21 protein-coding genes and 2 pseudogenes are annotated in these 23,610 nt (G+C 64.6%); 9 read left to right on the top strand and 14 right to left on the bottom strand.

The window, feature by feature from the left end:
• The 5 genes from AC3WRR_RS01410 to AC3WRR_RS01390 form a co-directional block, all read right to left on the bottom strand.
• Positions 1-138 carry a hypothetical protein gene (locus AC3WRR_RS01410; RefSeq protein WP_492295856.1) on the bottom strand — a complete coding sequence of 46 codons (138 nt, stop codon included), beginning with the start codon at positions 136-138 and terminating at the stop codon, positions 1-3.
• A complete protein-coding gene (locus tag AC3WRR_RS01405) occupies positions 129-1,097 on the bottom strand; it encodes an MFS transporter (RefSeq protein ID WP_492295855.1) in 969 nt (322 codons plus the stop codon). The genes AC3WRR_RS01410 and AC3WRR_RS01405 overlap by 10 nt, the downstream gene beginning before the upstream one ends.
• A gap of 74 nt (positions 1,098-1,171) precedes the next feature.
• Positions 1,172-2,155 (bottom strand): Bug family tripartite tricarboxylate transporter substrate binding protein, encoded by a 984-nt coding sequence (locus AC3WRR_RS01400; protein WP_492295853.1) that lies wholly within the window; start codon positions 2,153-2,155, stop codon positions 1,172-1,174.
• A gap of 119 nt (positions 2,156-2,274) precedes the next feature.
• Positions 2,275-3,468: an acetyl-CoA C-acyltransferase gene (locus tag AC3WRR_RS01395; RefSeq protein ID WP_492295852.1), complete on the bottom strand. Its 1,194-nt coding sequence runs from the start codon at positions 3,466-3,468 to the stop codon at positions 2,275-2,277.
• 107 nt (positions 3,469-3,575) lie between these two features.
• The gene (locus AC3WRR_RS01390; protein ID WP_167354353.1) at positions 3,576-4,502 is read right to left on the bottom strand and encodes a winged helix-turn-helix transcriptional regulator; all 927 of its coding nucleotides are present in this window, start codon (positions 4,500-4,502) and stop codon (positions 3,576-3,578) included.
• A gap of 271 nt (positions 4,503-4,773) precedes the next feature.
• On the opposite strand from AC3WRR_RS01390, the gene AC3WRR_RS01385 reads away from it, so the two are divergent.
• The 5 genes from AC3WRR_RS01385 to AC3WRR_RS01365 all read left to right on the top strand — a co-directional run bounded on the left by AC3WRR_RS01385 (position 4,774) and on the right by AC3WRR_RS01365 (position 11,056).
• Positions 4,774-5,766, top strand: a complete 993-nt coding sequence (locus AC3WRR_RS01385) for an NAD(P)H-dependent flavin oxidoreductase (protein ID WP_010811926.1) — start codon at positions 4,774-4,776, stop codon at positions 5,764-5,766.
• A 19-nt stretch (positions 5,767-5,785) separates the two neighbouring features.
• Complete coding sequence (locus AC3WRR_RS01380) at positions 5,786-7,513, top strand: class I adenylate-forming enzyme family protein (RefSeq protein ID WP_492295849.1); 1,728 nt, start codon at positions 5,786-5,788, stop codon at positions 7,511-7,513.
• A 25-nt stretch (positions 7,514-7,538) separates the two neighbouring features.
• The gene (locus AC3WRR_RS01375) at positions 7,539-8,333 is read left to right on the top strand and encodes an alpha/beta fold hydrolase (protein WP_492295848.1); all 795 of its coding nucleotides are present in this window, start codon (positions 7,539-7,541) and stop codon (positions 8,331-8,333) included.
• Positions 8,334-8,347: 14 nt separating this feature from the next.
• Positions 8,348-9,862, top strand: a complete 1,515-nt coding sequence (locus AC3WRR_RS01370; RefSeq protein ID WP_492295847.1) for a carotenoid oxygenase family protein — start codon at positions 8,348-8,350, stop codon at positions 9,860-9,862.
• 87 nt (positions 9,863-9,949) lie between these two features.
• Positions 9,950-11,056 (top strand): porin, encoded by a 1,107-nt coding sequence (locus tag AC3WRR_RS01365; RefSeq protein ID WP_492295845.1) that lies wholly within the window; start codon positions 9,950-9,952, stop codon positions 11,054-11,056.
• Here the strand turns inward: AC3WRR_RS01365 and AC3WRR_RS01360 are convergent.
• Positions 11,029-11,310: a curlin repeat-containing protein gene (locus AC3WRR_RS01360; RefSeq protein WP_492296041.1), complete on the bottom strand. Its 282-nt coding sequence runs from the start codon at positions 11,308-11,310 to the stop codon at positions 11,029-11,031. The genes AC3WRR_RS01365 and AC3WRR_RS01360 overlap by 28 nt on opposite strands.
• On the opposite strand from AC3WRR_RS01360, the pseudogene AC3WRR_RS01355 reads away from it, so the two are divergent.
• A pseudogene (locus tag AC3WRR_RS01355) lies at positions 11,263-11,778 on the top strand (Tn3 family transposase); the annotation flags it as partial. The gene AC3WRR_RS01360 and the pseudogene AC3WRR_RS01355 sit on opposite strands and share 48 nt — an antisense overlap.
• A 178-nt stretch (positions 11,779-11,956) precedes the next feature.
• The gene (locus tag AC3WRR_RS01350) at positions 11,957-12,247 is read left to right on the top strand and encodes a tyrosine-type recombinase/integrase (RefSeq protein WP_492295844.1); all 291 of its coding nucleotides are present in this window, start codon (positions 11,957-11,959) and stop codon (positions 12,245-12,247) included.
• A gap of 840 nt (positions 12,248-13,087) precedes the next feature.
• Here AC3WRR_RS01350 and AC3WRR_RS01345 read toward each other — a convergent pair.
• From AC3WRR_RS01345 to AC3WRR_RS01325, 5 genes are all read right to left on the bottom strand, one after another.
• On the bottom strand, positions 13,088-14,644 hold the full coding sequence (locus AC3WRR_RS01345; RefSeq protein WP_492295842.1) for an AMP-binding protein: 1,557 nt from the start codon (positions 14,642-14,644) through the stop codon (positions 13,088-13,090).
• 58 nt (positions 14,645-14,702) lie between these two features.
• Positions 14,703-15,887 (bottom strand): lipid-transfer protein, encoded by a 1,185-nt coding sequence (locus AC3WRR_RS01340; RefSeq protein ID WP_492295841.1) that lies wholly within the window; start codon positions 15,885-15,887, stop codon positions 14,703-14,705.
• Between the two features lie 34 nt (positions 15,888-15,921).
• Positions 15,922-16,947, bottom strand: coding sequence for a TRAP transporter substrate-binding protein DctP (gene dctP / locus AC3WRR_RS01335; RefSeq protein WP_492295840.1), 1,026 nt, complete (start codon positions 16,945-16,947; stop codon positions 15,922-15,924).
• Between the two features lie 67 nt (positions 16,948-17,014).
• Positions 17,015-18,313 (bottom strand): TRAP transporter large permease, encoded by a 1,299-nt coding sequence (locus tag AC3WRR_RS01330; protein WP_492295839.1) that lies wholly within the window; start codon positions 18,311-18,313, stop codon positions 17,015-17,017.
• Positions 18,310-19,011 (bottom strand): TRAP transporter small permease, encoded by a 702-nt coding sequence (locus tag AC3WRR_RS01325; RefSeq protein ID WP_492295837.1) that lies wholly within the window; start codon positions 19,009-19,011, stop codon positions 18,310-18,312. Before AC3WRR_RS01325 ends, AC3WRR_RS01330 begins: the two co-directional genes overlap by 4 nt.
• 34 nt (positions 19,012-19,045) lie before the next feature.
• Between AC3WRR_RS01325 and AC3WRR_RS01320 the strand changes: the two genes are divergently transcribed.
• Together AC3WRR_RS01320 and AC3WRR_RS01315 are read left to right on the top strand one after the other, a co-directional pair.
• Positions 19,046-19,756, top strand: a complete 711-nt coding sequence (locus tag AC3WRR_RS01320) for an E2F family transcription factor (RefSeq protein ID WP_492295835.1) — start codon at positions 19,046-19,048, stop codon at positions 19,754-19,756.
• Positions 19,757-20,119: 363 nt separating this feature from the next.
• Positions 20,120-20,209: pseudogene (locus AC3WRR_RS01315) on the top strand (hypothetical protein); the annotation flags it as partial.
• A gap of 160 nt (positions 20,210-20,369) precedes the next feature.
• Here the strand turns inward: AC3WRR_RS01315 and AC3WRR_RS01310 are convergent.
• The 3 genes from AC3WRR_RS01310 to AC3WRR_RS01300 form a co-directional block, all read right to left on the bottom strand.
• Positions 20,370-21,161, bottom strand: coding sequence for an ABC transporter ATP-binding protein (locus AC3WRR_RS01310; RefSeq protein ID WP_492295834.1), 792 nt, complete (start codon positions 21,159-21,161; stop codon positions 20,370-20,372).
• Positions 21,162-21,228: 67 nt separating this feature from the next.
• Positions 21,229-22,479: an ABC transporter substrate-binding protein gene (locus AC3WRR_RS01305; protein ID WP_492295832.1), complete on the bottom strand. Its 1,251-nt coding sequence runs from the start codon at positions 22,477-22,479 to the stop codon at positions 21,229-21,231.
• A gap of 77 nt (positions 22,480-22,556) precedes the next feature.
• Entirely contained in the window at positions 22,557-23,609 is a 1,053-nt protein-coding gene (locus AC3WRR_RS01300; protein ID WP_492295830.1) for a branched-chain amino acid ABC transporter permease, read from the bottom strand.
• Position 23,610 lies beyond the last annotated feature (1 nt).

The raw sequence follows: 23,610 nt of genomic DNA, 5'->3' as shown, positions 1-23,610 counted from the left end.
TCACTCCGGAATCCAGCTGGAACCCGCGCCGAAGCCCACCATGGCCCAGGCGTAGCGCAAGGTCTGGGGATCGGGCGCGGCAAACGCCCAGTAGATGCCGACCGCCGTGCCAAGCGCGAACAGCGTGATTACCGGCACCCAGCCGAAGCGGTCCAGCAGAGCGCGCCGCCGACGAGCGTGCCCGCCAGGAGCGCGAGCGTCATCCACAATTGTGCGTGATGGACCACCTCGCGCGAGAAGCCTAGTTCCACCTGCAGGTACGTCACAGGAAAGAGCAGCGCCGCGGACAAAACGCCGGCCGTCATGGCGCTGGCGGCCAGGCAGATCAGGACTTCGCGCGGCTGGCGGCGGAACAGCGTGCGCAGGGGCATGACCTCGGAAGCGTCCTTGCGCCGGCGCATCTCCTCGAAGACCGGCGTCTCCTTGACGTGGCGGCGCAGCCAGGCCGACATCAGCCCGAACACGCCGCCCGCGATGAACGGCAGCCGCCAGCCCACGCTGGCCATCTGCGACTTGTCGAACAAGGCGCCCGTTCCCATGACTGCGAAGATGCCAAGGATGGTGCCCAGCGTGAACGCCGCACCGAGCGTGCCGATCGAAAAGCCGAGCCGGCGTTCCGGCACGTGTTCGGCGATGAAGGTGATGGCGGTCGGGAACTCACCGCCCATGGCCATGCCCTGGCACAGCCGGCACAACAGCAGCAACAGCGGCACCACGGCGCCGGCCTGAGCATAGGTTGGCAGCAGGCCGATGCAGAGTGTGGGCGCGGCCATCAGGATCAGCGTCACGCCGAACATGCGCTTGCGGCCCAGCTTGTCGCCTAGGACGGACAGCACCAGCCCGCCAAGCGGCCGCACCAGGTAGCAGGCGGCGAAAATGCCCAGCGTCTGGAGCTGGCTGAGCCACGCCGGCACCTCGGGCGGGAACATCACCGCGCTCAGCATCGGCGCAAGGAAGATGAAAATGATGAACTCGTAGAACGCGAGCGCGCCGCCCAGCGTGGAAAGGCCGAGCACGCGGTAGTGTTCGGCGTTGAGACGACTGTGAGCCAGCTCGCCGCCGGAATGGACGCCGGCGAGCGTGGTGGGTTGATTCATGGTGTGCTCCGGACTGGGCCGCAGTGAGGGCCGCGGGAATGGAAGGGCCGGCACGGGAACGCCGGCAAAAGCGCTTACTCCAGTCTGATGCCCAGCGAGGTCACCATCTTCTTCAGGCGTGCCGTCTCACTGTTCACCTGCTGGCGGAATTGCTCCGGGCTAGTCGGTTGCAATTGCAGGCCGTTGGCCAGGAAGGTGGCTTGCACCTGCGGATCGCGCATGGCTTCATGAAATGCCGCGACGAGCCTGTCGCGTATCGCATCGGGGATTCCCGCCGGCGCACCGAAGCCAAGCCACGACACGGCGCTGAATGGCACGCCCTGCTCACGCACGGTAGGCACGTCGGGGAACTGCGGTGCGCGCGTATCGCCTGTAGTGGCGAGCGCCACCAGCTTGCCCGACTCCACCAGGTTGCGCACGGTCGGCGAAGAGAAGGCCATGTCGACCTGCCCGCCGACCAGGTCCTGCAGCAGCGGAGACTCGCCCTTGTAGGGCACATGCAGCAGCTTGATCCCTGCCGTGCTGTTGAACGCCTCGCCCCAGATATGGAAGGCCGTGCCGGCGCCGGTCGATCCGAACTTGTAAGCACCGGGCTTTGCCTTGGCCTGGTCCACCAGCTGGCGCAGGGTCCGAATGCCGCTGGACGCCGGCGTCGTGACAATGAACGGCGACTCGTAGCCCATCGTCAGATAGGTGAAATCCTTGCGGACGTCGTACTGGGCGGTCGCGTCCAGCACGGGGGCAACCACTGCGCCGGCCTGCGTGATGACGCCGATGGTGTAGCCGTCGCGCGGCGCGCGTGCGAGCGCCGCGCCACCGATTCGCTGACCCGCGCCCGGACGGTTCTCCAGCACCAGCGGCTGACCCAGGATGGCCGACACCTTCGTGGTCAGGATGCGCACATTGGCATCCACGGGTCCGGGCGGGAACGGCACGATCACGGTGATCGGGCGACTTGGCCACGGCGGCGCGGCGTGCGAGTACGCCGGTACGGCGGCGGCAGCAAAGGCAGCCAGGCCCAGCGCGGCAACGCGCAAGGCGGCATAGAGGCGCTTCATAGTTGTCTCCTGCGAGTACGCTTATTTTGTCAGTCGCCAGCGCGTCACCCATTGCTTGCGACCTTTATTGCTTCAATAGATGAACCTTATAGGCGGCGTAACAGGACTCCGCCTTCTGCTCAGGTACGCTCGATCACCATCGCCACGGCAACGCCGGCAGCGCCGGGAATGGCCACCACCGCGTACCGCCTGTCGATGCGCTCGAGTTCGTCCAGTGCCGTGCTAACGAGCATGGCGCCGGTGGCGCCCATCGGATGGCCAAGCGCAATCGAACTGCCGTTGACGTTGAACCGCTCGATATCGATGCCGAGCGTATCGATGAAATGCAGCGTGACGCCGGCAAACGAGTCACGGACCTCGAACAGGTCGATATCCGCCAGGTTCAGCCCGGCGCGCTGCAGCGCCTTCTGCGTGGCCTCCACCGCGCCGGTCTGCACGAATGGCACGCAGGCGTCCGCTACCGCCGCGATACGTGCGCGCGGCCGCAAACCGTGGCGTTGCAGTGCATTGCCGGATGCCACGAGCACGAGCGCCGCGCCATCGGCCATGCACGGCGAGTTGCCGGCGTGATGAACGTGGCGGATTACGTCGAGTTCCGGGAAGTGGCGCAGTAGCCGGGCATCGCCGCCCGCTTCGCCCTCGGCGGCGAAGGCCGGTTCCATGGATGCGAGCTTCGCGACAGTGGTGCCGGCCCGGATGGTCTCGTCATGCTTCAGCAGGATTTCACCGGCCATGTCGCGCACCGGCACAATGGAGGCGGTGAAACGCCCTGCCTCCCGGGCGGCCGCCGCGCGCTGCTGCGACAACACGGCGTAGTCGTCACAAGCCTCGCGGCTGAAGCCGTACCGCGTCGCCACGAGGTCCGCCCCGATGCCGGGCGACATGAAATGCGTGGCTTCGGCAATTTCGGGGTCGTTGCGCCACGCGCCGTTGTCGCTGAACATCGGCACGCGCGACATCATCTCCACGCCACCACCGACGGCAAGCCCCTCAGCCGCACCAGCCTGCAAGGCCGCAAGGCTGACGGCCGACAGGCCGGAACTGCAGAAGCGGTTGATGGTCGCCGCGGACATCGACGGGTTCCACCCCGCGTACAGCGCAGCGATCTTGCCGATATTCGACCCTTGCTCGCCGGACTGCGACACGCATCCGATCACCGCATCCTCCACCGCGCCGGTGTCAATGCCAGTGCGCGCGGCCAGCGCCTCGTACATCTGCGCGAGCAGGTGTACGGGCTTGACGCCAGCCAGCGCACCGGTTGCGCGTGCCTGTCCGCGCGGGGAACGCACGGCGTCCACGATAAAGGCATCCAATTCCTTGCTCCTTTGCTGTCGGTCATATTAACTTCAATATACGAACCATGTAATGACGATGTAAAGAAGATTGGCCTTGGTGTTTTCCCTAGAACGCCCCTGGAACCCTAGAAGAGCTTGACGCGCTCGCGCTCCAGCAGCTCGCCGCAGTGGCTGCAGCGCAGGTCGGCATGGAAGGCATGGCCACACATCTTGTGGACCATGATCTGCGGCGGGCCCTTGTCGCCGGCGAGCCAACGGTCGCCCCAGCGCATGAGCTGCAGGGTGTAGTGGTGCTGCGCTAGCCCCTTGGCAGTAAGCAGGTATTCGTCGCGCGGCGGGGAGTCCTGGTAGCGGCGGCGTTCGATGAGCTCCAGCCCCACCAGTTCGTCCAGACGCTGGCCGAGGATATAGGGCGGAATGTACAGCTCGGCCTCGATCTCGTTGAACCGGCGGCTGCCGCGAAAGATGCACCCCATCACCATCGGCGTCCAGCGATCGCCCACCGACTGGATAATCTGTGAGCGCAATGCGTGCTCGCCAGGGCTCTTAACGCTGCTGGCGTTCATGCGCCGCCGCGAACGCGGCGGCAGCATCGGCTCGGTGCCTTGCCCGGGCCCTGGACCGCGCGAGATGTCGGCAAGCTGCAAGGGTTGCGCGCAATGGCTGCATGACGACACCGGGCGGATCACATGGCCACAGTCGAGGTGCTCGAGCCTAAAACGCATGTCGTTGGGGTCCGGATCCCAGCTCACTTCCCAGTCCCACATGGTCAGCAGCACGCGCCAGAAATCCAGGCCCATCTCGGTCAGCCGGTACTCGTAACGCTGGGGCACGCTCTGGTACTCCTCCAGCACGAACATCCCCGACTCCACCAGATAGTTGAGCCGCTTGGTGAGCACCGCCTTGGGAATCCCAAGCCGCTCATGGAAGTCGGAAAAACGCCGGACGCCGCGAAAGGCTTCGCGCAACAGGCGCAGGACCCATCCATCACCGACGATGGCTAGGGCTCGGACCACGGAGCTGTTGGCGATGTGCCGCTGAGTCACTGGCATGAAAATGATTCGTTGAAAAATTGCGTATTGTACCCGCGGCATCACTCCGCGCCCGGATCGGCAACTGAGCCAGGGAAGACCCTGAGCCGCGAAACTTGACCACTACCGGCCCATCAAATATATTGGTTCATATGTTGAAGTCTATGCCACGTACCTGAATCCGGACGAGCGTGCCATGCTCATCCGGCGGAGTTCTTTCGTCAGGGATGTGGCAATGCTTTGCCCATATGGTTCATATATTGAAGTAATAGGACAAGTACAACGCCCCATCATGAAGCCATCCGCCCCCACAGCTTCCCTGTTCGAGCACCTGCGTCTGCCGCTGATCGTCGCGCCGATGTTTCTGGTGTCTTCGGTCGAACTGGTCAACGCCGCATGCGCCAATGGCGCCATCGGCGTCTTGCCCTCCCTGAATGCCCGGACACCGGAAATCCTCGACGAATGGATCAGCCGAATCGCCGCGGCTCGCGACGCGCGCCTGTCGGCCGGCCAGCCGTGCGCACCCTGGGCCGTCAACCTGGTCGCGCATACCTCCAACCAGCGACTGCAGCCTGATCTGGAGATCTGCGTGCGGCATAAGGCGCCGCTGGTCATTACGGCGCTCGGCGGTCCGCGTGCCGTGGTGGAGGCGGTGCACGGCTATGGCGGCCTGGTGTTCGCGGACGTCAATACGCCCGAATACGCACGCAAGGCAGCGGCCAGCGGTGTGGACGGCCTGGTGCTGGTCTGCTCGGGGGCCGGTGGCCACACCGGCCCGATGGCGGCGCCACCCTTTGTCAGCGCGGTACGCGAATTCTTCGACGGGTACATCGTCGTCGGCGGCGGCCTGTGCGACGGCACGTCGCTGCGCGCCGTGCAGGCCATGGGCGCGGATTTCGGCTACATGGGCACGCGGTTCATCGCTACCGAGGAGAGCCACGCAGTCCCAGCCTACAAGCAGATGGTGGTGGACAGCGGCTTCGCCGACATCGTCTGCACCAACGCCATCACCGGCGCCTGGGCCAACAAGCTGCGGCCCAGCCTGGTGGCGGCCGGCCTCGATCCGGACAACCTGAAGCCACGCGACCGCTTCGATCTGAGCAACCGCGAGCAGGACGCCAAGGCGTGGAAGGACCTGTGGTCTGCCGGGCACGGCGTGGGCCAGGTCCATGCCGTGGAATCGACAGCCAGCGTGATCGACCGCCTGCGCGCGGAGTACCGGCAGGCCGTAGCGCGACTGAGCGACGACCGCTGGAGCAACGGCGCGCGCGCCGGCCAACTGTGAACAGGACCGGGGACGCACCATGATCATCACTCCGGAACAGGACATCGAGCAGTACACGGGCGCCGGCTGGTGGGGCCACGAGACACTGTACGACGTCTTCTGCGCCGCCGCTTCCACCGCACCAGATGCAATTGCGCTGGTGGACCCGCCCAATCGCCTCGATTTCACCGACGGCGCCCCCTTGCGCCTCACCTGGCGCGACGTGTCGGACCGCGTCGACCGCCTTTGCTGCGTGCTGCTTGACGCCGGCCTGCGCCCCGATGACATCGTCGTTGCACAGTTGCCGACGACCAGCGAGTTCCCGCTGGTCTACCTCGCCTGCTGGCGGCTCGGCATCATCATCTCGCCAGTGCCCATGCAGTATCGCGAACATGAACTGCGCCAGATCGCTGACCACCTTGGCGCCCGCGCCTACATCGGCGTACGGCGCCTCGGCAAGACCTGCCACGCCTCCGTGGCCGCCGCGCTTGCAGAAGGACATGCCACGTTGACGCAAATCCTGTTGTTCGGCGACAACGTCCCGCCCGGCATGACGAGCCTGGACAACGGCCTGCGCCAGCCTGCCGACAGGGCACATGTGGCACGCCACGAGACCCGGCATCCGGTGGACGCCAACGCCATCGCCACGATCATCTGGACCTCCGGCACAGAATCGCGGCCGAAGGCCGTACCACGCACACACAACCAGTGGCTGGTGTCGCGCCGGCTGATGACGGATGCCGCCGGCCTCCGGCCTGGCTGCCACATTCTCTCGCCGCGCCTGCTCAGCACCATGGGCGGCATTTCGGGCAGTGTGGTGACGTGGCTGGACCGCGCCGCGCGGCTGGTGTTGCATCAGCCGATGACGCTCGATGTGTTCCTGCGGCAGATTCGGGACGAGCAGATCGAGTTCACCAGTGCGCCACCCGCCATGCTGCATGAACTGCTCAAACACGAGACGCTGCTGCAGGGCATCGATTTCTCGCGCCTGCGCCATATCAGCTCCGGATCGGCCGCGCTGTCGGAAGACGTGGTACGCACATTCCGCGAACGGCATGGCGTGGAGATCCTGAACTTCTTCGGCTCCAGCGAAGGCGCGTCGCTGGCCGCCACGGCGCTCGACCTGCCTGACCCTAGCCTGCGCGGCCGCTATTTCCCGCGCTATGGCTCGCCACAGTGCGTGTCGACCCAGAGCTCGGCAAGGTATGTCGAAACGCGGCTGATCGACCCCGGCACCGGCGAGACCATCGAGACGGCGGGCCAGACCGGTGAGCTGTGTTTCCGTGGCCCCAATGTGTTTTCCGGCTACTTCAAGATGCCCGAGGTCACGGCCTGCACCTTCACTCCTGATGGCTTCTATCGCACCGGCGACCTGTTCCGCATCGCGGGCGAGCACGGCGAGTACTTGGAGTTCGTCGGCCGCGCCAAGGACATCATCGTGCGCGGCGGGATCAACATTTCGGCGGAGGAGTTGGAATCGCTGCTGACCAGCCACCCTGCAGTCGAGAGCGCAGCCGTGGTCGGGTATCCGGACGACAAGCTCGGCGAGAAGGTGTGCGCCGTGATCGTGCCGGCGCCATCCGCTGCAAAGGCCCCCCCCACGTTGCAGGCGCTGTGCGAATACCTGCTGCAGGTGCGCCAGGTCGCCATCTTCAAGCTGCCGCAGCGCCTGCTGATCGTTGCCGAACTGCCCCGGAATCCCGCCGGGAAGATCCTCAAGGCTCCGTTGCGCGAACTGGCGCAGCAGGCCATCGACGCCACCCCCTGACCGCCTTCCACATCCATCACAAACCATGACCGAGACACGACTCCCCGACTACAGCGTCACCGGCGACGGTGACACCACGGTCTTCCTGCTCCACGGCGCCTTTGGCGCGAAAGACTACTGGCGCGACCAGATCGCCGCGCTGGTCGCCAGCGGCTACCGCGTGGTGGCCTGGGACGCCCCCGGCTACGGCATGAGCCCGCTGCCCGATCCGTTCAATGTGGACGTTGCCGCCGCCGCGCTCGCGTGCCTGATCGACGCCGTCGGCGGCCGACGCAACGTGCTGCTCGGGCACAGCATGGGCGGCATGATCGCGCAGGCCGCGTTCGACCTGCGCCGCGAGCGCATCCACGGTCTCGTCCTGTCGGCGACCAGCGCCGCGTTCGGCAAGTCCGAAGGCGAATGGCAGCAGAAGTTCGTGCGCGACCGCGTTGCGCCGCTCGATGCCGGCAAGGCCATCGCCGAGTTCGGCCCCGACATGCTGCGCAGGATGATGGCTCCGGGCGCCGCCGGCCCTGGCGTCGCACGCGTCATCGATGTGGTCTCCGCCATGCGGCCTGAAACCTTCCGCGCCGCGATTCACGCCATCGTCGGCTTCGACGGCCGTCACATCCTCCCGCGCATGCAGGTGCCGGTGCTGTGCATTGCCGGCGAACACGACCTTTCCGCCGCGCCGCCCGCCGTGATGGAAAAGCTCGCCGCGCGGCTGCCCGGCGGCCAGTTCGTCTGCATGTCCGATGTCGGCCATTTCGCCTGGGCGGAACAACCCGAGGCCTTCAACCGGCACCTGCTCGATTTTCTCCAACGTCGCATCGGCGACTGACTCCTGTTCCCACCATGAAAACCACCAGCTTCCAGGCCAGTCCCACCATCGTCTGGCCGAACGAGAATCCCTACCTGAACGATGCCTGGCGTCCGGTCGACACCGAGTGGACCGCCACCTCGCCCGACCTGGAGGTCATCGGCGAGATCCCGCGCGACCTCAGCGGCCTGTACGTCCGCAACGGCCACAACCCGGTGCACGAGTCCATCGGACGCTATCACCCGTACGACGGCGACGGCATGGTGCACGCCATGGCCTTCCACGGCGGCAAGGTCCAGTACCGCAACCGCTGGGTTCGCACGGTGGGCTTCCTGGCCGAACAGGCGGCAGGCAAGTCGCTGTGGCCGGGCATCATCGAACCGCGCAAGGCCGCGCTGCGCGGCTGGGGCTCGATCGGCGCCATGAAAGACAACGCGGGGACGGACATCATCGTCCACGGCGGCAAGATCCTGGCGGCCATGTCGCAGTGTTCGGAGCCGTACCGCATGTCGCCGTTCAGCCTGGAAACCACCGGCGTGGAGCCGAACTGGGCGCGTGCGCTGTTCCCGCGCGGCATCTGCTCGCACTTCAAGGTCGACGAGCACACCGGCCACATGATGTTCTTCAACTTCGGCGAGACCCCGCCCTACATGAACTACGGCGTGGTGGACCGCGACAACCAGCTCATCCACTTCGAGCCCATCGAACTGCCCGGCCCGCGCTGGCCGCATGACCTCGGCATGACCGAGAACTACTGCGTGCTGCATGACCTGCCGCTGTTCTTCGATCCGGAACGCCTGCGCCAGGGCTCGCACCGGCTCAGGTTCTGGCGCGACATTCCGTCACGCTTCGGCGTCATTCCGCGGTTCGGCACGAATGCCGACGTGCGCTGGTTCGAAGCCGAGCCCTGCTACGTGCTGCATCTGTCCAATACCTTCGAGGATGGAGACGAAGTGGTGATGGACGGCTGCATCCAGACCAACCCGCTGCCCGACCTTTCCGGCCTGCCGACCGAAGGCTACGAGCGGCTGAAGGCCATGTTGGACCTGCATCTGCAGAAGGCCCGCATGCATCGCTGGCGCTTCAACCTGCGCACCGGGCAGACACGCGAGGAAGATCTCGACGACCAGGTGACGGAGTTCCCGATGGTCAACGGCCTGCACAACGGACGCTCCTACCGCTACAGCTATAACGCCATCCCGAACAAGGGGTTCTGGCTGCTCGAAGGCCTGAAGAAGTATGACCTGCTCACCGGCCAGACGCAGACCTACATGCTGCCGCAAGGCTGCTATCTCAGCGAGGCGCCCTTCGCGCAACGGCGCGGCGCCACTGCGGAAGACGACGGCTACCTCCTCACCTTCCTGACCAACCTCAATACCGGCAAGGGCGAGTGCGCCATCTTCGATGCACGTGACATCACGCGGGGACCCGTCGCACGGATCGTGCTGCCGCAACAGGTGCCCACCGGCGCGCACGCGTTCTGGGCCACGCCGCACATGCTGCCCGGCTTCGAAGCCGGCTTCGAGGCCGCCCTGCAGGGCAACTACTGAGCCAGTCGTGGGCGCCCCGGGGCGCGCCGGCACCGCGGCAGGACCCGCAGAGGTCCAGCCAATCCATTGAAAGGACGGAGACAACCCATGCAATCCCTCACCCGCGCCGCTGCGCTAGCCTTGCTCTGCACACCGGCACTCGCCAGCGCGCAGACCACCATGCTGGTCGGCGGCCAGCTCAAGCTCGGCCTCGACATGACGTCCATCAGCGGAGCCGACCGCGCAGGAGGCACGTCCGCCCGCGCCTACCGCGAATCGAACAACACGAGCTTCTGGTTCATCGACGGCAAGGAACAACTGGCGCCGGGCCTGAAGGCCCTGTATCATCTGGAATGGGACTTTGCGCTTGACACCGGCGTCCAGGGTGCCGGCCGTACGTTCTACGTCGGCTTTGACGAAGAGCGCTTTGGGCGCCTGAAACTCGGCCGCCAGTCGGTTTATTTCAGCCACCATTGGTTCATCAACGACACGCACGGCTCATTTGACGCAGCGCCCAATGCCGCCAACTCGCTCAATGTCCTCGGCACCATCAACGGCGCCAATTTCGCCGGCAACTTCCTGAACAACACGGTCCGCTACGAGTTTCCGGTCATCGCCGGCTTCTCGGGAATGGTATCCTACTCCTTTGACGCCGAACAGCCGGGCGCTGGCCGCAACCATACCTGGTACGTCAGTCCGACGTACACCAACGGCGGCTTCAAGGCCGGCTACTTCCACATGCAGCGTGACAGCCAGGGTACCTTGCCTCTGCAGACCGTCGGCTCGCTGGACCAGACGGCCGACAAGCTGGCCATTGGCTACACGTGGAACGGCTTCCGCGTGGGCGTCGTGGTTGACCGTAACCGCGTGACCAACCGTGCAACCAATCTGCGGCAGGACCGGATCGCCTATGCCGTCCCGCTTGGGTACAGCTTTGGCCCGCACCTGGTCGCCCTGACTTGGGGGCAGGCGTTCTCGATGCACGAAAACGGCCATACGGTGGATGACACCGGCGCAAAGATGCTTTCCGTAAGCTATCAGTACAGCCTGAGCAAGCGCACCACACTCGATATCTCTTATGTGGAGCTGCGGAACGAGCGCAACGGGCGATATAACTTCTGGGTTGGCGGACTGAAGTCGGGTTCCCAGCTGTCGACGGCGGACGCGGGGGCTCGTGCTCGAATGGCCTATGCGGGCATCAAGCATCTGTTCTGAAGACGTTTGACATGGGCAATCAGGCTCGTCCCGCTCGACCGGGCACAACGAACCTGGCGCCCTCCGCGCTGACTGATGGTGGCGGTCATATTGTTGCCAAACTGGGGCACCAACACCGCGCCACCGAGTCCGGTCTGGCTGACATATGCCTGGTTGTCCTGCCCATACTGCCCGACGAGCGCCCGGTTGTAGGCACCGTTCTTCGTGACATCGACACGATTGCCGTCTCCCTGCTGCGCGGTGCTCGACTCCACCGCCTGGTCGGCACGGCAAGCGCCAAGAACAAGCTGTACTTTGCATTCCGCGAACTCGGTCGCGTCGTCCGCACGCTGTTCCTGCTGAAGTATCTGAACGAGCCGGAGCTGCGTCGCACAATTCACGCGGCGACGAACAAGAGCGAGCAGTTCAATGACTTCGCCCAGTGGCTGATGTTCGGCGGGGACGGCACCATTGCTGAAAACGTGCGGCACGAGCAGCGCAAGGTCATCAAGTACAACCATCTCGTCGCCAACATGGTCATCCTCTACAACGTCCAGTGGATGTCGCGCAAGCTCAAGGAACTGCAGGAGAAGGGGCATCCCGTTGATGCCGAGGTACTGAAGGTACTTTCCCCATACCGGCGCGAGCATATCAATCGGCTCGGGGACTACCTGCTGGACCTCCAGAGACGGGCTCCGCCACTCGATCCAACGATAGAATTTCTTTTCAAATCAGCCACTTAGCGGAGATGTGGCGGATTTTTTACGATTACCCACACCGGCAGATTAGGCGAAGCACCATGTAGACGACGGCGACACCCCCGTGTTCACGCTGGATCGCGCGAGCTGAGTTGTGTGGCAATGGTTCGCATAATGTCCTGAACTTTTCCTACCGACCATGGTGGCCGGCAAGGAGAAGATAATGGCGCAGTCTGAACTGGCGCGCGGCAAGGAGGACCCCGCGACGCTTGCGCTGTCAATTACGAGCGCAGCCGAATTCCTCTGCAAGTTTGACGCGTATCTGCTCCTGAAGAAGGCGATCGCCGGCGCAGTGCATACCTGTCCGAGTCTGTCGAAAAAGCACATCTCGCCGCACGTCATAAGGCACGCGACGGCGACGCATCTTTTGCAGGCTGGCGTCGACATCAGTGTCATCGCATTGTGGCTGGGCCATGAAAGCATCGATACGACGCACATCTACATGGATGTCTAATCTTGCGCACAAGGAAGAAGCGCTAGGTCGCCTGCAGCCTGCCGGGCAGCGTACGCCGCGTTTTCACGCAACCGACAAGGTCATGGCGTTCCTCGAAACCCTCTGATTATGCGCACCGCAACGGCCGGGGTTTCCGTGCTCCAGACAGCTCCCTGGCCGTTGCTTCGCCTAATCTGCCGGTGTGGGTAATCGTGAATATCTGAAGCTTCAGATATTCACGAATAGCGGCCAACCCTCATCCCCTGAAACTCCGGCTTACCTGTCCGTTGAAACTCACATCCCCGCCGCGTTCACTCCGCAGGCTTCAAGCAATCGCTCTGAACCCGCGTGCAATGGCCACGCGCCGGGCATCCCGAATCACTGTGGCCACCATTCAATGCCCATAGATGCCATTGCCCGTGGAGCGGTTTAGCACAAACGATTTTTTATTTACCGCTCGCGGACCAACCCCGTCGGTTCGGCTCATACGTTCGAAGCCGCGACCGCTAAACAAGAAATCCTCTGCCAAATGTGTTGCAGCACATTTGCGCTACCTGCATAGCGAAGAGGATGCCCGCCATGAAGCCACGCAGGAGCGGCATCGAATTGGTTGGGGCACCCCGAAGAAGGAAGAACCGTGATTCAACGCAGATCTCGTTCGCTCTATTCCGGGCAGCGCCGGCCATGACAGCATCCACAGACTCAGCTCGGATGAACCACGAATACAACGTATCATTTAATGCCGTCGTCGGGTGGGGGCGTCCATGCCATTGCTTACCGAACACCGGCGCCTGCAGAATCTGCCGCAGGCGCGGCGAGCCCATTGCCCGCGTTGAGGAGTAACTGTGCTGCCCCCTCCCCTCAAACCCGCCGAGCCTGCCCGGCCCAATACCGCTCCCGCAAATGGCGCTTCAGCACCTTGCCGTTGGGACTGCGCGGCAGGCTGTCGATGATGTCGATCGATTTGGGCGACTTCAGGCTGCCGAATGTCCTCTTGCACAGCGAGATGAGCTCGTCGGCCGCCACAGTGGCGCCCGGCTTGAGCTCGACCACGGCCTTGACCGCCTCGCCCCAGTCGTCGTCGGGCACGCCGATCACCGCACAATCCTCCACCGCGGGATGGGACCAAATTAGTTGCTCAACTTCCTGCGGATAGATGTTGAAGCCGCCGGAGATGATCATGTCTTTTTTCCGGTCACAGATATGCAGGCGGCCGGCCGCGTCCTTGTAGCCGATGTCGCCGGTATGTAGCCAGCCGTCAACTATGGTGGCGGCTGTGACCTCGGGCTGCTTGTAGTATCCGGGCGTGACGAGGTCGCCGCGCACGCAGATCTCGCCATGCGCGCCGTCCGGCACCTCCATGCCCGACTCGTCCAGGATGCGCAAATCGACCATCGGCGTGGCATGGCCGCAGCTCGACAGAACTTCGTCGGGAGCAAGCTTGCCGTCGACTAGATGCTCTTGCGGCGACAGGTAGGTGCACATCATTGGCGCTTCGGATTGCCCGAATACCTGAGTCATGCAAGGGCCGAACACCTGGATGGCCTCCTTGAGCTTTTCGATGGACATGGGCGCTGCCGCATAGATGAAGTAGCGCAGCGATCTGAAGTCGTGCCGGCGGATGCCCGTATAACTCAGCAGCCGGTAGATTGCCGTGGGCGGCAGGAACAGCTCGGTCACACGGTGCTGCTCGATGGCCTCGGCCACGTCCGCCGGGTCGGGACCGTCCAGGATCACGATCTTTCCGCCGCGCGTCAGCGTGGCAAAGCTAGCGAAGCCCGCCGCGTGCGTCAGCGGCGCCGCCGCCAAGTCGACCGGGCGCTCGCCCTGTCCGTAGGCAAGGCTCAGCATATGCAGCGCCACCATGGTGCGGACATTCCGGTGGGTGAGCTGCACGCCCTTCGAACGCCCCGTGGTTCCGCCGGTGGGCGCGATCACCGCCAGGTCATCCGGCTGCACGGTCACATCCAGCCGCGTATCATCCGTGCCCTCCAGCCAGCTCTCCAGCGACGGCATGTCATCCACCGCGCGGTCCAGGCAGATCCAATGGCAGAGCTTGGGCAGGCGCGCCCTGAGTTGGCGCACCATGTCGATGAAGTCGCTGTGGAAGACAAGTGCGCGGCAATCGAAAAAGTCGAGCAAGTACTGATTGTCGTCGACATTGAGACGGGGGTTGGCCGGCACCCAGGTTACGCCGGCCCGCGCGAAGCCGAACACGCATTGGAACGCCCGCGCATCGTTGGCCGACAGCACGGCGGCCTTGTCGCCAACGCCAAGGCCAAGCGCGTGCAGCCGGTTGCCCAGGCGATGGGAGAACGCCGTCACCTCCTGATAGCTCCATCGCCGCTCGCCCTGGATCAGGCAATCGCCGTCGGGGTTGAACACGGCGCCTCGATCCAGGCATTGCACAATGGACATGGTTTTTCCTCCTCCTGTTCTTCAGTTTTTTGAGTCTTCGCTTCGAAGATTCCCGCCGTCAGTCCGCCCGGCCGTAGAGTGTCACCACCGCAACGCCGCCCAGGCCAACGTTGTGCTGCAGCCCCAGGCGCGCGCCCGGCACCTGCCGCGCCTGCGCTGTGCCGCGCAGCTGATGGGTCAGTTCGTAGCATTGCGCCAACCCCGTGGCGCCCAGCGGATGCCCCTTGGAAAGCAGGCCGCCGGAGGGATTGACAACCACTGCGCCGCCATAGGTGTTGTCTCCATCTTCCACGAACTTCTGCGCATCGCCCGGCGCACAGAAGCCGAGCGCTTCGTACGACAGCACTTCGTTCTGCGCGAAGCAGTCATGCAGTTCGCAAACGTCGATATCGGCCGGCGCCACGCCAGCGGCCTCATAGACCTGCAGGGCGGCCTCGCGTGCCATCTCCACACCCACGAGAGAGAGCATGGAACCTTCCATGGTCGACGGCCTGTCCGACGTCATCGCTTGGGCCAACAGTCGGACCTTCGTGTCCAGATTGTGGCGACGGGCAAACGCTTCACTCACCAGCACCGCAGCCGCCGCCCCCGACGTGGGTGGGCACGCCATTAGCCGTGTCATGAATCCGGGCAGGATGGTCTGGCTGCCCAGCACTTCCTCCGGCGTCACGACCTTCCGAAACAACGCCAGCGGATTGTTGGCCGCATGCCGGCTGGCCTTGGCACGCACCTTGGCAAAGGTCTCCAGCGGCGTGCCATAGCGGCGCATATGCTCAGCGCCGGCGCCGGCAAAGTAGCGAAGGGTCTCGGGCAGGTCGTCGTGTCCAAACAGCGAGCGGGAAACGTCGTTGAACTTGCCTAGCGGCGAGGGTCGATCCGGCCAGTGGCTGCTCAGCGCACCGGGCCGCATCTGCTCGAAACCTACCGCCAGCACGCAATCAAGCGCACCGCTCTCGACGGCTTTGCGGGCCAGGAAGAGGGCGCTGGAGCCGGTCGCGCAATTGTTGTTGACGTTTATGATGGGAATGCCGTGCATCCCCACCTGATAGAGCGCGCGCTGGCCGCAGGCCGAGTCTCCATACACATAGCCGGCATAGGCTTCCTGCACCTGCTCGTAGCCGATGCCCGCGTCGGCCAGCGCATCGCGCACGGCCTGCGCGGCCATCTCGTCGTACGAAGGATGATCACCGGGCTTCTTGAAAGGTGTCATGCCAACGCCGGCGACGAAGGTCTTGCTTTCCATGGTCATTTTCTCCTGTTTTTTGACACCCAAGTATTCAGGCAGTGGCGGACTGCTTCACGGCGGCGACAAGCTTGTCCACCAGAGTCGGGTTGGTGGCGTTCTTCCAGCGCGCGAACACCGGCGCGGCCGCGGCCTGCCATTGCGCCAGTTCGGCTTTGCTCGGGTCATATACCTCGATGCCAAGGCCCTTGAGCGCCGCCACATTGGCGGCCTGCGCCTTTCGCACGCCGTCGGTCAGTTCGCGGGCGGCGTCCTTGGCTGCCTGACGCACGATGGCCTGATCCTCCGCCGTCCACGCCTTGAACGCCGGACTGGCTACGGAGAGATGGATCAGCTCGTTGTAGAGGTTCCAGCGGGTGAGGTGCTTCTGGCCAAGCGTGTGCAGCTTGTAGGCCAGGAACTGCTCGGTGGTCAGCGCCAGCCCGTCGACGGCGCCAGATGCCAGTGCAGCCTGCGCATCGGCCCAGCTCATGGTGGTCGGATTCGCGCCCATTGCGACCATCAGTTCCTGCTGCATCGGGGTTGCCACCACCCGCATCTTCAGGCCCTTTACGTCCTCTGGCCGGGCAAGGCGATGCTTCGAGTTGATCAACTGGACATTCCCGTATTCGCCGCTGGCCAGGGGCTCCATGCCGATGCGGCGCAGGACGTCGTAGAAGTCCTTGTTCAGCGCATCGGAAGCCAGCACAGCGTCGACAGCCTTGCTATCGGGCATCAGGTAGGGCAGCGAGAACACGCCCAGGTCCTTCACCGTGCCGGACCAGTTGACCGAGGTACCCACCAGCACATCGATCACGCCCTGCCGCAGCGCGACCAACTCTCGGTCCTGCTGCCCCTGCACCAGGCTGGACCCCGGGTAGAGCTTCATATTGATGCGCCCGCCGGTGCGCTCGCGCGTCAGGTTGGCAAAGCGATCCGCTACTTGATACCAGGCCGTGCCGGGACCGACTACGAGCGAGAGGCGGTATTCCGGCTTGTACCGTGTCTGTGCGAATGACAAGAAAGGCCCCCCCAGCGCCATGGCGGAAGCGGACTTGATCAGAGTGCGGCGAGTCAGCATGCGATGTCTCCGTGAAAAATTCTTGACTGATGCGTTCTTTGTTGCGTACGTGTCCGGGGATTACGGATCAGTACCCAATGGCCTTGGGAAGCCAGAGCGCCAGCGAAGGAAAGGCGAGCACCGCCGCCACCGCCAGCGCGAAGCTGAGGAAGAACCAGCCCACCCAGGGCACCGTCTTCTCGACCGGCACCTCGGCCAGCCGGCACGCCACCAGCAGGTTCACGGCCAGCGGCGGCGTGAACTGCCCGAGTGCCATCACCATGGTCACCAGCACGCCGAACCAGACCGGGTCCCAGCCGAAGGTACGCAGCAGCGGCGCGAGCAGTGGAACAAACACCATGAACATGGACACCCCGTCCAGGAAGATTCCGATCAGCTTGAGTGCAACCAGCACGACGACCAGCGTGCCGATCCGTCCCAGGCCAAGTGAGCCAAACCAATGTACGATTGGATCGGCCATACCCAGGGTGTTGATGCAGTAGGCAAAGATGCCGGCAAAGCCGAGGATGACCATGATGACCGCCGAGGTCTTGGCGGCCGTGGCAAATATGCCATAGAGGTCGCCCCAGCGAATCGTGCGGTGGACGAACATGCCGATGCCAAGCACGTACACCGCGGCAACGACGGCGGCCTCGGTCGGCGTGAAGATGCCGGCGCGCATGCCGCCCAGGATCAGCACCGGCGTCACCAGACCCCAACTCGCCTCGCGCAGGCTCTGCCAGAACGGCGGCCGCGGCAGCTGACGCTCGGCCGCGCCGAACTGATGGCGGCGGGACAAAGCCCATGCCGGCACGATCAGCGCCACGCCCGCCAGCACGCCGGGCACCATGCCGGCGGCAAACAGTTCGGTCAGCGAGACGTTGGGCATCATGATGCTGTAGATCACGAAGGCCAGCGACGGCGGGATCAGGATGTCCGTGGCGGTTGCCGAGCCGATGACCGTGGCCGAGAATGCATTCGGATAGCCGGCCCGACTCATGGCCGCGATCATCACGCTGCCAATGGCCGCCGCCAGCGCCGCGCCAGAGCCTGAGATGCCCCCCAGCAGCATGGCGACGACGATCACCACGACCGGCAACATGCCCGGGCCGCGTCCCACTACCGCAACGGCAAAATTCACCATGCGCGTGGCCACGCCGGAACGATCGAAGATGCATCCCACCAGTACGAACATGGGTAGTGCTAGCAAGGGATACTTGCCGATGCCGGCGTCGAAGTTTTGGTGCGCAGTGAACAGGCCGAACCACGGCACGTCGGCGCCCGTCAGCACGATGGCTAGCACGCCGCCCACGCCCAGCGCGACCCCGATCGGCACGCCCGCGATCATCAGTGCCAGGAAGGCTAGAAACAGGATGGCGCCGGTCACGATGCATCCCCCGATACATCCCCCGCCTGCGCATCCAGCGCATGAGCGCGGCGCACGCCACCCGCCACGGCGCGGATGCCGACTAGCAGCGCCAGTCCGGGCAGCCAAACCGTGTACCACCAGCGCGGTACGCCAATGCCCATGGTGGTCTCGCCCAGGTCGAACTCGTCGAGCGCCGCATGCGCCATAAGCACGGCCAGCAGCACGAAGATCGCCGCAGTCGCCAATGCGGAAAGCAGCAGCAGCGCGCGCCGGCGCCCGATAGAACCGCGGCTGTAGAAGAATTCGATTCGGATATGGCTATCCGCCGTTGCCGCGCAGGCCGACCCCGCCAGAGTCATGACCAGCAGCAGGAAGACCGAGATCTCCTCAGTCCAGGCGAACGACTGGCTGGTCAGATAGCGCACCACGACGTTCGCCAAGGTGATTAGCAACAGCACAGCCAGCGTCACTGCCCCCAGCCGCTCTTCCAAAGGCCGCGCCGATACGGCAGCCTTGCTTTCCGGCCGAGCCGCTGCCATGCCGGCGCCATGGTCGGCGCTATTGCCGACGCTATGGCCGGAATCACGGCCTCCGAGCCTGGCATCCGCTTCCAGCAGTTGCTTGTTCATGTCTTCTTCCGGTGGTACCCAATTATTTGGTTTGGTACCATTAAAACCAGTCGTCGGTACCATGTCAAATATTTTGGTACCATCCAAGGGTTTTCACCGAAGATGCCCACCACTGACCATCATGAACACCGACCGCACCGACGAAGAGTTCAGTCGCGAGCTTTGTGACCTGATCAAGGCCGAAGGCATCTCATCGCTGACCGTGGGCGACATCGCCAAGCGCCTGCGTTGCTCGCGGCGGCGTCTCTACGACATTGCGCAGACCAAGGGCGATTTGTTCCTCTACGTTGCCAGCCGGATCTTCGATACGGCACTACGGCAAGGCCACGAAGCCGCGGCGGCGCAGCCCGACGAGGCCAGGGCCATCGCCGCCTATCTCGATGTCGGCGTAGCAACCGCTGCGGAATTGAGCGTTGCTTTCCTAAACGATGTGGAAGCGATGCGGGAAGCTCGCAAACTGTTCGATGACTACCAGACTGCGCGCACGAGCGGCCTCACACTCATGATCGAGACCGGCGTCGAGCGCGGCATCTTCGTGCCCTGCAACGCGCAAGTCGTTGCGGAGGTCATCTTCGGCGCCGCATTGCGGCTGCGCCGCCCGAAATTCCTGACGCAGGCCGGGCTGTCATTGGAAGAAGCCTTCCGCGAGCTGTATGACCTGCTGCTCAACGGATTGCTGAAGATGCCACTACGCAACGCGGCGGCGCGAAGGCCAGCGAAAAGCCTTGTCAAGCGAGCGAAGCGCGAGGGGAACAAAGGAAAGCGCAAGGACGCCGGCGCCGATGAGGAAATCGATGCGGCGGATCGCTTGCTGGCTTCGTGGATGAAGTAAGGAGGAGCACCGGCTGGTGGAGTATGGTTTGCTCCCCGCATTGCGATACCAATCAGCGTATTCCGCACGAAGCCGGCGCGGCGCCCAGATGCTCGAGCATCCTCCCTGGGAGCCTCCCCAACGAATGGAATGGTCCACCCCGCCCGGCCCCGCCGGATTGTTTTCCGACTGCTGAAGTTTGATGACGTGAACGGCACACCGGCCTGACGAACCTGAGTGCAAGAGAGGACTTTCCGAAGCCGACCAACTGTTAAGGATCGTCAGGCGCGAATCTCATCGTGGCGCGGAGGAGTAGTCCCCACAACGACGCCGAATAGATTTAGGCAAGCCAACTCGCCATCGAAGATCAGGGTTGCAAAAAGGATGGACCATAGGGTGAGCGCCGGCACCGAGGTGCCGCCGCATTACGACCTGATGCTCGTCAAGCTGATCGTCACCGGCTGGGATCGCGCCGATGCCATGGGCAAGCTGCGCGCTGCCCTGCGCAACATGCGGCTGGCGTCGGAACCAACCTGCGCTACCTGCGCGCCGTGGCGGCGCCGGCGGGGACTTGTTCGAGGCACTTGCTATGTCCAGGCACCCAGTAGCAGCGCCGCCGTGGGGCTTTTCCGCCTCAGCCCAGCCAGCGCTTGCGGCGCCGGTAGTGCTTCATGTCACGGTAGCTCTTGCGCTCGCCGTCCATGGTCAGGCCCAGGTAGAACTCGCGTACGTCTTCGTTGGACTTCAGGCTGGCCGAGGAGCCTTCCAGCACGATGCGCCCGTTCTCCATCACATAGCCATAGTCGGCCAAGTCCAGCGCCACCCGCGTGTTCTGCTCGACGATCAGCAAGGTCAAGCCATCCGCCTTGAGTTGGCCCAGCACGGCATAGACCTCGTCCACCATCATCGGCGCCAGGCCCAGCGAAGGCTCATCGATCATCACCAGCTGCGGGTTGGCCATCAGCGCCCGCCCGATCACCAGCAGTTGCTGCTCACCGCCGGAGAGATAGCCGGCGGTGCGGTGGCGCAGCGCGCCAAGCCGCCCGATCAGGCCATAGACTTCATCCAGCCGGCGGCGCAGCGCCGTGCCGGACGGCAACATATGGCCGCCGACGACCAGGTTCTGGTCCACGGTCAGGTGGCGAAGGACCTGCCGCCCTTCGGCCACATGCATCACGCCCCGCCTGACGATCTGGCCCGGCTCCGCATCCGTGGTCTCTTGCCCAGCCACTTGGATGCTGCCGGCGCTGACACGGCCGTCGTCGGCGCCAAGCAGGCCGGAGATTGCTTTCAGCGTCGTGCTCTTGCCTGCCCCGTTCGCGCCGAGCAGCGCCACGCAGTTGCCCTTGGCGACGTTCAGGGAGATGCCCTTGACCGCCAGGATGACGTCGCTGTACAGCACTTCGACATTGTTGAGTTCAAGCATGGATCCTCTGCATGGATGGACATGCCGTCGCGCTGGCGCCTGACGGCATGCACGGTCTCTCCGTGTGCTACCACTTGTTCAGCACCGGCACTGACACGTTCTGGTCTGCCAGTACATATTTCCCGCCGCGCACGGTGCCGATGCTTACCGTCATGCCGCGGGCCGGGAATGGCCCCTCCCGGTCGTATTTCAGCGTCGGCAGCTGGCCGAAGGTCTGGTCGGCCGTGATCGGCGTGCTCAGCATGGCCTCGCGCACGGCCGCGCCGGTGACCCTGCCCGGTCCCGCGGTGCGCGCCGCGGCCTCGATAGCCCGCACGCTCACCAGCGAGGCGTCCAGCCCCATCAGGCAAGACACGTTGTAGCTGGCGGTGAGCTTGTACTTGTCGCGCAGCTTCTCGTAGAACTGGCGCGGCTTGCTGGCTTCCTCTGTGGGAATGGCCATGCCGTAGACCTCATAGCTGCCCTCCATCTGCGCCAGCGCACCCAACACCTTGCCGGATACCGGCAGGCTGTTGTGCGCGCTCATCAGCACCGGCAGCTGCGGCTTGCCCAATGCCTGCAAGGCGCGCTTGGTCGCCACCACGCCGGCCGTATTGGTCGGCACGTAGATCACCTCCACGCCCTTGCGCACCAGGCGCGCGACCTGCGTGGTCAGGTCGGCCGGCTGCACCTCGGCATAGACCACCTCGACCAGCGCGATGGCCTTGGGGTTGTCCTTGGCGTACCGCTCCAGGCCCTTGGCAATGTCCACGTATGCCGGCGACGCCTCGGAAGAGATCATGCCGACCTTGAGCGGCGCCTCGCCACCACGCTTCTGGCGGAACCAGTCGAAGAACGCCGCCGCCTCATGCGGATAGGTGGCGCGCGGGTTGAAGATCCAGGGTTCGGCTTTCCAGCCGTAGCCGTACGCCGCCGTACCCATGATCAGCGGGATCTTGTCGCTGGGTAACCGTTCCCGTAGCGCCGCGGCGTCGGGTCCGCCCACGCCCATCGCCAGCACCGGCGCAAGCTCGGACTTGATGCCCGGCCACAGGCTGGCCGTCTGCGCCGTGTCGTAACGAGTGTCATAGTCCTTGATGCGCAAGCTCACGCCCATCGGCTTGCCCACCTCCTCGCTCCACCATTCGATCACCGCGCGGCGGCACGCCGTGACATCTTTCATGATGTCGGCGTAGGGCCCGGTAAAGTCGGAAAGCCCGGCAATGTTGTAGACCGTCTGGGCAGAGGCGGGCTGCGCGATGCCGGCCGCGGTGCCCGCCAGTGCCAGCACCGCCGCGGCGGCCGCCAGACGGCGCGGCCTGAAGCTGTTGGATTGCATGTTGTCTCCTCTGTTTTGGTGGCGCGTCTTGGCTGGATCGTCGCGGTCGTGCGCGCCAACGCCGCGAACGGCGCTAGTCAATGGGTGAACGGCCAGAGCCGGTACGCCTGCCTGACGTTGTTCCAGCGATGCATCAGCCCGCGCGGCTCGAAGATCAAAAAGGCCGCGATGATGCCGCCCAGGAAGATGTTCATGGCGGCGAACACCACATCGCCGCTGAGGAACGGCAGGCGCTCGACCAGCGCCGGCCCCAGCGTGGTGATGCTCTCCTGCACCAGCTTGATGGCAAACACGCCGACCAGCGCGCCGGTGATCGAGCCCATGCCGCCAACGATGATCATCGCGATCAGCCAGATCGAATGGAACAGCGTGAACTGGTCCACCGCCACGAAGCGCACGTAATACGCCCACAGGCCGCCGCCGACGCCCGCATAGAAGGCCCCGACGAGAAAGGCGCTGGCCTTGGTGCGGACCACGTTGATGCCCATCATGCCGGCAGCCACGTCGTCGTCGCGCACCGCGGCAAACGCGCGGCCATGCCGGCTGCGGGCGATGCCGAAGGCACCGCAGACCATGATCGCGGCCACCGCGAGGCACAGCCAGTACACGGCGCGATCCGATTCCAGCGACACGCCGAACAGCCGCGCCGGCGTGACCGTGACCCCGTTGGAGCCGCCCAGCCACGACTGCGGCAGGTTGAGCACGAGGAAGTGGAACAGGAACTGTGCCGCAATGGTCGTCAAGGCCAGGTAGAAGCCCTTGATGCGCACCGCAGACAAGCCGAACACCACGCCGAACAGCGCCGCCGCGATGCCGCCAGCCGGCAAGGAGAGCCAGAACGGCAGGCCGGTCTTCGACACCAGCAGGCCGGTGCTGTAGGCGCCGACCCCCATGAAGGCGGCCTGCCCCAGGTTGATCTGCCCGGCCAGCCCGGTATTGATCTGCAAGCCGATCGCCACCACGCCGGTGATCAGCATGACCGTGGCGCCCGCGACCACGCGCGGCCCGGCCAGCCAGGGCAGCATTGCCAGCGCCACGATCGCCAGCACCAGCGCCAGGCGCTGCCAGGACGTGCGCACCAGTGCCTGGTCTTGTTCATAGCGGATTGCGAAAACTCCGGACGGATCCATG

This window comes from Cupriavidus sp. FW305-3-2-15-C-LB2 (assembly GCF_058787575.1).
This window is presented reverse-complemented; position numbering and strand designations above follow the sequence as displayed.